The sequence below is a fragment of the Muriicola sp. genome (assembly GCF_041567615.1).
GTDB lineage: Bacteria > Bacteroidota > Bacteroidia > Flavobacteriales > Flavobacteriaceae > Muriicola.
In genome coordinates this window covers 20,458-31,293 of the sequence record NZ_JBFGBM010000006.1, presented here as the reverse complement: position 1 = coordinate 31,293, position 10,836 = coordinate 20,458, and the positions used below count along the sequence as shown (strand labels likewise).

At 49.5% G+C, this 10,836-nt stretch carries 11 protein-coding genes; 1 reads left to right on the top strand and 10 read right to left on the bottom strand.

Features of this window, described 5'->3' with window-relative positions; genetic code table 11:
• From ABYP73_RS01035 to ABYP73_RS00990, 10 genes are all read right to left on the bottom strand, one after another.
• On the bottom strand, positions 1-370 hold a 370-nt coding region (locus tag ABYP73_RS01035), incomplete at its 3' end, for a SulP family inorganic anion transporter (RefSeq protein WP_372973201.1).
• A 71-nt stretch (positions 371-441) separates the two neighbouring features.
• Positions 442-753 (bottom strand): hypothetical protein, encoded by a 312-nt coding sequence (locus tag ABYP73_RS01030; RefSeq protein ID WP_372944523.1) that lies wholly within the window; start codon positions 751-753, stop codon positions 442-444.
• Positions 754-799: 46 nt separating this feature from the next.
• Complete coding sequence (locus ABYP73_RS01025) at positions 800-1,558, bottom strand: tetratricopeptide repeat protein (RefSeq protein WP_372944522.1); 759 nt, start codon at positions 1,556-1,558, stop codon at positions 800-802.
• 1 nt (position 1,559) lies between these two features.
• On the bottom strand, positions 1,560-3,344 hold the full coding sequence (locus tag ABYP73_RS01020; protein ID WP_372973200.1) for a BatD family protein: 1,785 nt from the start codon (positions 3,342-3,344) through the stop codon (positions 1,560-1,562).
• Positions 3,344-4,165, bottom strand: a complete 822-nt coding sequence (locus ABYP73_RS01015) for a tetratricopeptide repeat protein (protein ID WP_372973199.1) — start codon at positions 4,163-4,165, stop codon at positions 3,344-3,346. The genes ABYP73_RS01020 and ABYP73_RS01015 overlap by 1 nt, the downstream gene beginning before the upstream one ends.
• The gene (locus ABYP73_RS01010) at positions 4,146-5,192 is read right to left on the bottom strand and encodes a VWA domain-containing protein (RefSeq protein ID WP_372973198.1); all 1,047 of its coding nucleotides are present in this window, start codon (positions 5,190-5,192) and stop codon (positions 4,146-4,148) included. Before ABYP73_RS01010 ends, ABYP73_RS01015 begins: the two co-directional genes overlap by 20 nt.
• A gap of 2 nt (positions 5,193-5,194) precedes the next feature.
• Positions 5,195-6,193, bottom strand: a complete 999-nt coding sequence (locus ABYP73_RS01005) for a VWA domain-containing protein (protein WP_372973197.1) — start codon at positions 6,191-6,193, stop codon at positions 5,195-5,197.
• A complete protein-coding gene (locus ABYP73_RS01000) occupies positions 6,194-7,852 on the bottom strand; it encodes a hypothetical protein (RefSeq protein WP_372973196.1) in 1,659 nt (552 codons plus the stop codon).
• 4 nt (positions 7,853-7,856) lie between these two features.
• Positions 7,857-8,723, bottom strand: coding sequence for a DUF58 domain-containing protein (locus ABYP73_RS00995; protein WP_372973195.1), 867 nt, complete (start codon positions 8,721-8,723; stop codon positions 7,857-7,859).
• Positions 8,724-8,783: 60 nt separating this feature from the next.
• Complete coding sequence (locus ABYP73_RS00990) at positions 8,784-9,785, bottom strand: AAA family ATPase (RefSeq protein WP_372973194.1); 1,002 nt, start codon at positions 9,783-9,785, stop codon at positions 8,784-8,786.
• 156 nt (positions 9,786-9,941) lie between these two features.
• On the opposite strand from ABYP73_RS00990, the gene ABYP73_RS00985 reads away from it, so the two are divergent.
• On the top strand, positions 9,942-10,817 hold the full coding sequence (locus ABYP73_RS00985) for an aldo/keto reductase family oxidoreductase (protein WP_372973193.1): 876 nt from the start codon (positions 9,942-9,944) through the stop codon (positions 10,815-10,817).
• Positions 10,818-10,836: the final 19 nt, after the last annotated feature.

Here is a 10,836-nt window from a genome sequence, read left to right as displayed (position 1 = left end):
TGATGATCCCGATCCCGGTGAGCATCCCTTTGATTACCGAGGATGGGAAATAGTACCCAATAATTCCGGCTTTTAAGATGCCGAAAAGAATTTGTATGGCTCCACCGAGGACGACAGCCATCAGGAAGTTCTGGTATCCGCCCAGTGCTCCGATGGCGGTTAGTACGATGGCGGCTAAACCTGCAGCGGGGCCACTCACCCCGATATGGGATCCACTGAGGGATCCTACGACGATACCTCCCACAATCCCCGCGATCAGTCCGGAGAACAGAGGTGCACCGCTCGCAAGCGCAATCCCAAGACATAGCGGGAGTGCCACGAAAAATACTACGATACTTGCCGGTAAATCGTTTTTGATTGTTTTAAACATAAGAGAAGGTGTTTGCTCCTGCACCAGGGGGTGCAGGATAGATTATTAATTGGTTGTGAAAAAATAAGGATTCAGGACAGGCTTTCGGGAGGGGGGAAAGGGATTTCCATGTAGATGGCGCCTGAAGCCAGAGTGTTCCTCCAGCCGGATTTGTCGGCGTAATAAGACCCCTGTATATTTCTGAGATCCTGTGAATCGAAAAGGATGGTCTCTTCCAAAGGGTCTTTCTTTTCCTGTTCTTTGGATTCCTCCTCGTTCAGGGTATACGTGATACCCGGGCTGTTTTCATCGAGCAATTGAAGGATAGGGGGAACCGTGATCGACAGCAGCCACAATGCGCTGACGAACAATACAAGGAAAGATTTGTTTTTTGAAAGCTCCATGTCCCAAAAATAAAAGGAATACTATCAATTCCAAGTAAAATACTGATTAAAAGTCTTTCAAAGCTCTCAGATCTGAAGCGGGGATCCATCCATTTTTACCATCAGACAGCCTGACCTTATTCCAGTCTTCCAGAGTCTCCTCAACAAAGACCTTGCTTCCTTCATGTAGCGTAAAAAGCGTAATACTCCGGTTATTAGGTTCCTCTTTCACCGCTGTTTCCTGGGCGAATATGATGGCGGGTCGGGTATCCGTGTACTCCTGGTATTGCAGTACAGCAAAGGTAACACTCATGACAGTGAGAAAGAGGCAGACCATGCTTCCTATAAATGCGAGCCTTTTTCTGTCCGCAAACCTGAAAAAATAAAATGCCAGGTAGAGGAACACAAACAGGAGCATAAAGATTATCGAGGTGTACGCCCACTGATCGAAGGTCATGATATTGATCACCCGGGAGGTGATCCTCGTTATGGCAGTTTGAGGAATAGGTTCTATCTCATCAATGGTCATCTGCCGGGCATAGTTGAGATTGTCCCTGATCTCGGAGTCATTCGGATCTAGCAATAAAGCCTTTTCGTAATAATAGATGGATGGGGCGATCTTCTTGAGTTTGTAGTAAGCGTTTCCCAGGTTAAAATAGAGGCTCGAAGAATGGGAGCCGCTTTCGAGGATATGTTCGTAATTCTCAATGGCCAGTTCATAGTCCCCTTCATTATAGGCCTTGGTGGCTTCCTCAAACAACACCTCATTCTGGGAATGACCAGACAGGGAAACCAACATCAGAAATACTAAAAAGAAATTCTTCATGTCACAATTGTTTGTCCAGGGAAGAGATCACTTCGCTTGCCCTGTCGTAATCCTGCTGCATCTGTACCTGGGAGAAAGGGCTGTACCTGGCCATCTCACAGTTTTTCAGCAGGGCCATAAAACCGGCTATAGTCTCCTCGTCTACATTCTTTTTGGTGAGCAGATCTGTGATCTTCTCCTTGCTGAATTCCGAGGTCTCTATCTTCAGTTTCGCCTTGAGGTAATTGTGAAGGGCTTTTTCCATGGCGATGTAGAACTCGTCCTTTTCGCCCATCGCCCTCTTGGCTTTAAATAGGTATTTCTTCGCGAGCTTGTTAGCCCTTTTGATTTTCCTTCCGGCGACATCACTGGCAATGGCCTCCCTTTTCCTGCCAAAGACAATGGCCAGAGGAATCAGAAGGAGCGGACTCAGGAAAAAGAGGTAATAGTTCAGCGATCCGAAGAAGGGGGTTTCCAGGCTGGGCCTCAGGTCGGGGGCGAGTTTGATGAAGTGGAACTGACTCCCCGTGCTCTGTACGGGCCTTTTACTGCCGGAAGCCAGCGGGATATTGCCTCCGGAGGACTCCAGGGGGCCGCTGGTCACCTCAATATTGATCTCGTCTGAGGTTAGTGTTTTGTAGGTCTCATCTTCCGGGTCAAAATAACTGAATCTGATGGGGGGGATGGGATAATCCCCCTTGAATGACGGGACCACGGTATAATTGTTGCTCACCTTCCCCTGCATTCCCGAGAGGGTTGTTCTCACATTCTCGTTGTATTCGGGTTCGTATACTTCGAGGGATCCCGGCATTTCAAGGGTTGGCAGCTGAAAGAGTTTGAGGTTCCCATTTCCTTCCACCTCTACAATGGCCTGGAGGGATTCTGTCGCTTTAAGGGTACGCTTGCTCGTGCTGACCTTAAAACGGAAGCTGCCCACTGCCCCGCTGAAATCACTTGGCTGGCCCGCCAGGGGCAAGGGCTTTACATCTATGGTCCTTTTTCCTGCGGAAACTGTTTTGTTGGTCTGGGTGTAGATGGGTTGCCCGAAGAAGTCGCGCCTGTTCGTAGGCACATCGAGGGTGATCTCCAGCGATAGGGGTTCAATTTCCAGGGCCCCGCTCTTCTGAGGGTAAAGGACCACCCGTTTGAGGATGACGTATCGATACGACTTTCCTTGGTATGTCCCGTTCTTAACACTGTAGGAAGTGACCGGGATATCCTGGCTCCAGAAGTTGTTATAGGTGGGGTTGTCAAGAGGTCTGAAGTTGGAGACATTGATAGTCGGGCTCACATAGAGTTTATAGACCACACTTACCGCCTCATTCATGTACGGGCTCGTTTTGGATACTTCCGCTACCAGGTGGAGGTTCTGGTCTGCGATATCATCGGCGGTCATCTGGTCACTGGGCTTGTCAACGGCGGCGGTCACTTCTACCTTTTTCGGGGTGGTCTTGTAAGTTTTGCCTTCGATGACAATGGTAGCCTGTTTAATGGTGAATTCCCCTCTTTGGGTTGGTGCCAGCGTATAGGAATAGGTCTTGGAATAATTTCTGACACCATTGATCCATGAAGAACTGATAGCCTGGGAAGGACCCATCAGGACCCTGAAACCTTCAAAATCCGGAGGGGTAAAATTATCCCCGTCCCTGTTCATCGTAAAGTCGATCCTCAAACGTTCATTCAGTCCGAGCTTTTCCTTGCTCAGATTGGCCTCAAACTCCACCGGGTTTTCTTCCTGGGAATATCCGACTGCTGATCCGAAAAGGAACAGGAGCAACAAAACCCTAAGTACTGCCATCCGTTTCATCACCAGTCTTTTGCGTTCTTGCTTTTAGGTCCTTTTACCTTCTTCTCATTCATTTTCTCCTGCACTTTGTTCTCCTCATTCTGCATGGCCTCGAGCAGGTTCTTTATCTGCTGGGGAGAGAGTTGATTGGGCTTGGGTTGTTTCTGGTCTTCGGGTTTTTCCCCTTGTTTGGGCTGTTCCTTTTTTTCTTCTCCTTCTCCTTCCTTATTGTCTTCCTTCTCCTGGTCTCCCCCGTCTTTTTCCTGTTTGTTTTCCTGATCTTCCTTCTGTTCCTGCTCCTGTTGTTGCTGATCCTCCTTTTCCTTCTGGTCTTTTTTCTCGTCTTCCCCGTCTTTCTGCTGGTTTTGCTGCTTTTTAGCGAGTGCCTTCGCAAGGGCGAGGTTATAACGGGTCTCTTCGTCCTCAGGGTTGTTTCTCAGGGCTTCCTTGTAGGCTTCAACAGCCTTCTCGTATTCCTCGTTCTTCATGAACACATTGCCCATATTGTGGAAGGCCTTGTGTTTTTCCGGCTTGGCCCCTGCGATCTCCCCTGCCTGTTTAAACCTGCCAAAGGCCTCCTCCAGGCTTTCTTTTTTGTAGTAAGCAGTCCCCAGGTTATAAGGAGCTATGGCGTTCTCCTGGCTCTTTGAGATCGCTCTCCTGTAATCGGCCTCCGCTTCAATGAATTCATTCTCAGAAAGCTCTTTGTTTGCTTCCCATGTCAGATTCATGGAATTCTTGAGGGCTTTCTCAGCGTCTTTCTTCTTTTCTTCCTGGGCGATACCGGAAGTGATCAAGCCCAGAACGAGTAAAGGGAATAACTTATTCATGATCTTCTTCATTGAACAGGTTTAACTTCTGCAACCACCTTGTCTTTCTTTCTAGTAAAAAGATATCTAAAAATAGGAAGAATAAGGCTGCGCCCAAAAACCACTGGAACTGGTCCTTGTAGTCTGCGAACTGTTTGGCTTCAAATTCGGTCTTGTCTATCTGGTTCAGGGCCTCCTTGATCTCTTCCACGGCTTGCTCCGTATTGGAGCCATCTATATAAGCCCCGTTGCCTTTTTCTGCGATCTCCTTCAGGATTTCAGCATTGAGCCTGGTAATGACCACCTCCCCTTCGCTGTCTTTTTTCAATTCCTGTATTATGCCGTTTCTCTTGACGGGAATAGGCGCACCTTTATCCTTTCCAACACCTATGGTGAACACCCGAATCCCTTCTTCCACAGCCAGATCCACTGCATCTATGGCGAGGCCGTCGCTGTGGTCCTCCCCGTCTGAGACGATAAACAGGACCCTGTTGGTCTGCTCCTGGTCGTCATAATAGGTGGTAGCCAGCTTGATGGCCTCATCTATGGCTGTACCCATGGATGAAAGGAGGTCCGTATTCAGGTACTGCAGGAACATCTTTGCCACGGCATAGTCTGTGGTGATCGGCAATTGAGGGGCGGCCTGGCCTGCATAGGCGATGATGCCGATCCTGTCACTGGCCAGCTGGTTGATGATCTCCGAGACAATCCTTTTTGACTTCTCCAGCCTGTTTGGGGCGATGTCCTCGGCAAGCATACTCTTGGAGACGTCTATGGCGAAAACGATATCTACGCCTTCCCTTTTAACGGTCTCCATTTTGGTCCCTATCTTAGGATTCGCCAGTCCAAGGATCAATCCGGAAAGGCCAAGCAGGAACACGATAAGCTTCAACACACTCTTAAACCCGGAACGGGCAGGGGCGAGTTTCTTAAGCAGGTCCGGATCCGCGAATTTGCGCTGTGTCCTCTTCTTCCAGTACAGCAGCACCAGATAGAGCAGGACCATGCCCGGGAAGAGCAGGAAAAGGTAAAAATATGTGGCTTCGTCTATCTGTATCACGGTTATACAAAACTTTTAAAAACGGTGGTCCTGAAGATCCATTCGGAGAGCAGGAGTACTCCGGCCAGCAGGACCCACGGTCTGAATTTCTCTTCGTTGTTATAATACCTGAATTCTTCTATTTCGGTTTTTTCAAGCTTATTGATCTCGTCGTAGATAGCTTCCAGTTTCTGGTTATTCGTCGCCCTGAAATACTGCCCTCCGGTCACATTGGCGATCTTTTGCAACAGGGCTTCGTCTATCTCTACTTCTCTCATCCCGTAACGGAAAGAACCATCTGCGTTGTAGGCGATGGGAGATAGGGCATTCCCGTTGGTCCCAAGTCCGATAGTATAGGTCTTGATCCCGAATTCCACCGCCAGGTTGGCGGCGGTCTCAGGCTCAATAAAACCGGAATTGTTCACCCCGTCTGTCAGCAGGATGATCACTTTGCTGGCTGCTTTACTGTCCTTGAGCCTGTTCACGGAAGTTGCCAGGCCCATTCCGATAGCAGTACCATCAGCCAGCTGCCCGTAGGTGATCTCCCTCAGGGCGTTGAGTACGATTCCCTTGTCGCTTGTGATCGGGGTCTTGGTATAGCTTTCTCCCGCATAGGCCACCAGGCCGATACGGTCATTGGGCCTTTCCTCGATGAACTTTGAAGCTACTTCCTTAAGGGCTGCCAGGCGGTTGGGTCTGAGGTCCCTGGCCAACATACTGGAAGACACATCGATGGCCATCACAATATCGATCCCACTCGTGGTTTTGGTACGGGTGGAGACTTCCCTGATCTGGGGTCGAGCCATGGCTGTGATGATACAGGCAAGGGCGAGCAGCCTCAGTGCAAACAGTACCGGCTTCAGGCGCGGGAGCAGGTCGTTCTTTGGGAAACCCTTTAAACTGGGGATCTTCAGGGAGGCCGATTGGTCTTTCCGTTTGATAAAATACCAGAGTACGGCCACAGGAAGCCCAAGGAGCAACCAGAAGATCTGTGGATTCGCGAACTGTATATTTTCAAACATCTATACCTGTGTTTTAACGTCTATGGAATTAATAATACGATCGATGATCTCTTCCGCATAGGGATCGCCTTCCTCCCATGAGAGGATCACCTGTTGCTGAAAACCCTTGCCCCCGAAGAGGATGATGGCGTACTTGCCCCTGATCCGCTCCCCTCCTTCTTCACGCTGGTAGATCGCACTGCCGTAAACCTTTATTCCGGGCACCCCTGAGGCCGAACTGAATTCTTCCTGTTTGGTGATGATATTCCGTGCACCTCTGTCGACAAATCCTTTAAGGATCTGGTCAATGCTCTTTTGGTAATCGGGTTCTTCCTGCTTTGAAAGGATGATGGAAGAGGTACCTACCCCTAACATGTTATCCGGGTTGTAAAATGAAAATACCTGCCTGTCCTGTATATCATCCTTCTCATCAGGAGAGATCTCGGCCTCCTGCCGTAAAAGAACCTCCGGGGCGGAGAGATCGACCGGCGGGTAGCCATAAGAACTGGAGACCCATTCGCCTTCCAGCAAATCCTTGGAGGAGCGAAAAATGAGTGTATTCCTCACATTGTCAATCCCGTAATAAAAGACGGTCGCGATCAGGCCCAGGACGATCACGGCTGCCGTGGCTAGGGCGACCTGAACTCTTTTTTGCCGCAGTTTCTTCTTTTTCAGCTCTTCCTGATAGGCGGCCTGCTCCATCAGTTCCTCCTCTGTGGGTTCCGGGATGGCCTTCTTGGTCTTGATCACGATCTGCTCTATGGCCTTTCTGTCCTCTTCGGCGCGGGAAGATTCGGGTTTAGAACGGGCGAACTTCACCAGGTCAGCCGTGTCCAGAATCCTCTTGAACTGGGTGATCGTTTCTTCCTCTATCCTGAGTTCCCCGGCATCCTTCATCAGCTCCAGTTTGGCAATGAGCTGGTCCGTAGTACTTTCCAGGGCAGAGATGTGGACATCCTCTTCAAGGTATGACCTTACGATTTCGGTCAGCTCAGAGTAGTATTTCTTGTATTCCTCCTGAATGATGTATTTGGAATTCTCCAGACGCTTTAGCTCGAGAAGTGCCCTGTCATAGGGCGGCATCATAGCTTCCTCCTCTTCCTGGGTGAGGGGTTTGGGCCTGAGAATATACCAGAGCAAGGCCCCCAGAACCAGCAAAGATCCTAAGATGATCCAAACGTAGAACGGGATGGAAGCTCCGGCCTTCTCCACGGGGATCAGCGGCTTGATGTCGTAAAATTCCTTGGAAACCGTATCCACTTCTACCGTGGAAACGGAAACCATCAGGGAGTCTGTAAAATATCCTTTGCCGTCGATCTCTATCCTTTGGATGGGCAGGAGATACGTTCCCGAATCGAATTGAGTGAGGGCGTAGATCTTTTGGATAGTCATCCTGTCCAGTCGGCGCGTGGTATCCGTCTTAAGAGCCTCTACGGTCTCAAGAGGAGAAAAGGTCTGACCTTCGGGGAAAATGACCGAAGCAGCTGAATCTGTTTCCACGGTTACGGTAAACCGGATCTGTTCCCCGATCTTGATCGCCGTGGTATCTACGGAAGAGGAGATCCTGGGAGGGGTCTGGGCCAGGACGGTACTGGAAAGCCCGATAAAAAGCAGGGGCAGGACCACCCACTTGCGAACCTGGCCTGAAATTTTCCTTATGGTACCGTAACTCTTATTCATTGGCTTAGGCGCGTTGCTTAAAATATCCCAGCAGTTTTTTTACATAACTCTCGTCTACCCGGCATTGCAGGATCCCAGCTCCGGATTTGGTGAACGCATTTCTGAAATAATCCACCCACTCCCGGTAGTATTTCTCATAGGCTCTTCTCACCTGTTTTGAAGAGGTATTCACCAGGTGGGTCTCCCCGGTCTCCGCATCCTGCATTTGCACCATACCCAGATTGATCATCTGTTCTTCCTTTGGGTCATAGACCCGGATCCCCGTTACATCGTGCTTGTTGCCCACGATCTTCAGGGTCTGTTCGTATTCCTCCATCATAAAATCGGACAGCACAAACACAATGGCCCTCTTTTTCATGACGTTTGACAGGTATTTCAAGGCCTCAGTAAGATCCGTCTTTCGGCTTTTCGGGCGGAACTCAAGCAATTCGCGTATGATCCTCAGAATGTGGCTCTTTCCCTTTTTTGGGGGGATAAACAATTCCACTTCGTCCGAAAACATAATCATCCCCACCTTGTCATTATTCTGCAAGGCCGAGAAAGCCAGGGTGGCAGAGATCTCCGTGATCACTTCTTTCTTGAACTGGTTCACTGTACCGAAGTGTTCGGAACCACTCACATCGATAAGTAGCATGAGGGTGAGTTCCCTTTCTTCCTCAAATACTTTCACGTAGGGCTCGTTATACCGGGCCGTCACGTTCCAGTCGATCGTCCTTACATCATCCCCGTATTGGTACTGGCGAACCTCACTAAAGGTCATACCCCGGCCTTTGAAGGTGGAGTGATACTCCCCTCCAAAAATGTGATCAGAGAGCCGGCGGGTCTTGATCTCAATTTTCCGAACTTTCTTCAGTAATTCCTTCGTATCCATGGGTTCAGGTTTGAGCGGGAAGGTTCAAAAGCGCGTTTTGAACGGATAATACACCTCGAACTAGGGTACTTCAATCTCGTTGACGATGCGATTGATGATCTCTTCGGAAGTGATGCTCTCGGCCTCTGCCTCATAGGTGATGCCTATCCTGTGGCGCAGGACGTCGTGAATGACGGCCCTGACATCTTCGGGTACTACATAGCCCCTGCGTTTGATAAAGGCATAGCACTTGGCGGCGATGGCCAGGTTGATGCTTCCCCTGGGGGATGCACCAAAATTGATCAGAGGCTTGAGGTTTTCCAGGTCGTATTTTTCCGGATACCGGGTGGCAAACACCAGATCCAGAATATACTTTTCGATCTTCTCGTCCATATACACCTCCCGCACTGCCTTTTGGGCATCAAGAATCTGCTTCAGGCTCACAACCGGCTTTACGGTTTCAAATGCTCCGTTGAGGTTCTGGCGAATAATCAGCTGTTCTTCGGTCATCTTGGGATAGTCGATCACCGTCTTGAGCATAAAACGGTCTACCTGTGCTTCAGGCAGGGGATAGGTCCCCTCTTGTTCTATCGGGTTCTGGGTGGCCATAACAAGGAAGGGGGCGTCCAGGGGAAACGTTTCATCCCCGATGGTCACCTGTCTTTCCTGCATCGCCTCCAGCAATGCCGATTGCACCTTGGCAGGAGCCCGGTTGATCTCATCTGCCAAAACAAAGTTGGCAAAGATGGGCCCTTTCTTGATTGAGAAATCGTTGGCTTTGATATTGTAGATCAGCGTACCTACCACGTCGGCAGGAAGCAGGTCCGGGGTAAATTGGATTCGACTAAAACTTCCTTTGACAGCCTTGGCCAGAGTGTTGATCGCCAGGGTCTTGGCGAGGCCGGGAACTCCTTCGAGCAGGATATGACCCTGCCCCAAAAGTCCGATAAGCAATCGCTCGGTCATCCTCTTTTGTCCGACGATTACCTTGTTCATCTCCATCATCAGCAGGTCAATAAATGCGCTTTCCCGGGCTATCTTCTCATTGACCGCACTTATATCTACCGTACTATTATCTTCCATAAAATTGATTTTTTCAGTTGTATATCAAAGACTTGGTTGAAAGGACATGCAAATTCAAAATTTATTCATTTACAGCCTGTTAACGATTGGTTAAAAATTGCGGGAACCCCAAGTTTTATGACCTTTTTAAGGGATTTTTAGTAATTTCACCAGCCTATGAAAACACTAGCAAATTTCTCCAGGATCATTGCCGGAACGATGACGTGGGGGGCATGGGGAAAAAAGTTGTCCAAGCAACAAATGATCACCCTGATGAATCATTGCCTTGAAGTGGGGGTAACCACTTTTGATCACGCGGATATATACGGGGGATACGGCAATGAAGAAGAATTCGGCAATGCTTTTGCATCCAGTAAGATCAGCAGGCATAAAATACAACTGGTCACAAAATGCGGAATTCAGTATATGGCCAAGGCAAGGGACAATAAAGTCAAACACTACGATTATTCCAGGGATTACATCATCTGGTCTGCAGAGCGCTCCCTGGAGAAACTCTGTACGGAATACGTAGACCTATTGCTGCTGCACCGGCCCAGCCCGCTGATGGATCCCGAGCCCATCGCCAGGGCTGCAGAAGAACTGCTCAAAAGCGGGAAGATCCGTTCCTTCGGAGTATCTAATTTCACCCCTTCTCAAATCGCCATGCTGGAAACGGCCATACCCGTAGAGGCCAATCAGGTGGAATGTTCCCTGACGGCCGAGAGCGTAATGTATGACGGTACCCTGGACGACTGTATCACCCACAACAGGATGGCCATGGCCTGGTCTCCCCTGGGGTCTTATTTCCGGGAGGATGATGACAGAACGCGCAGGATAAGGGAAGCCCTGCAGCCCATGAAATCGAAATACTCGGCCTCGGAAGACCAGCTGATCCTGGCCTGGTTGATGCAACACCCGGCTGAGATCTATCCTGTGGTCGGCACCTCAAATCCCCGCCGCATCGCGGATTCCATGAAGGCCGTTGAGATCTCCATGGATCTGGAAGACTGGTTTATTTTGCTGAAGGCCTCACAGGGTCACGAGGTTCCATAATATAAGCATCCAATGAGTA

Excerpts from the sequence above, each read along its gene's own strand:
- ABYP73_RS01030 (WP_372944523.1), bottom strand. The coding sequence starts at position 753 with ATGGAGCTTTCAAAAAACAAATCTTTCCTTGTATTGTTCGTCAGCGCA.
- ABYP73_RS01025 (WP_372944522.1), bottom strand. The coding sequence starts at position 1,558 with ATGAAGAATTTCTTTTTAGTATTTCTGATGTTGGTTTCCCTGTCTGGT.
- ABYP73_RS01020 (WP_372973200.1), bottom strand. The coding sequence starts at position 3,344 with ATGAAACGGATGGCAGTACTTAGGGTTTTGTTGCTCCTGTTCCTTTTC.
- ABYP73_RS01015 (WP_372973199.1), bottom strand. The coding sequence starts at position 4,165 with ATGAAGAAGATCATGAATAAGTTATTCCCTTTACTCGTTCTGGGCTTG.
- ABYP73_RS01005 (WP_372973197.1), bottom strand. The coding sequence starts at position 6,193 with ATGTTTGAAAATATACAGTTCGCGAATCCACAGATCTTCTGGTTGCTC.
- ABYP73_RS01000 (WP_372973196.1), bottom strand. The coding sequence starts at position 7,852 with ATGAATAAGAGTTACGGTACCATAAGGAAAATTTCAGGCCAGGTTCGC.
- ABYP73_RS00995 (WP_372973195.1), bottom strand. The coding sequence starts at position 8,723 with ATGGATACGAAGGAATTACTGAAGAAAGTTCGGAAAATTGAGATCAAG.
- ABYP73_RS00990 (WP_372973194.1), bottom strand. The coding sequence starts at position 9,785 with ATGGAAGATAATAGTACGGTAGATATAAGTGCGGTCAATGAGAAGATA.
- ABYP73_RS00985 (WP_372973193.1), top strand. The coding sequence starts at position 9,942 with ATGAAAACACTAGCAAATTTCTCCAGGATCATTGCCGGAACGATGACG.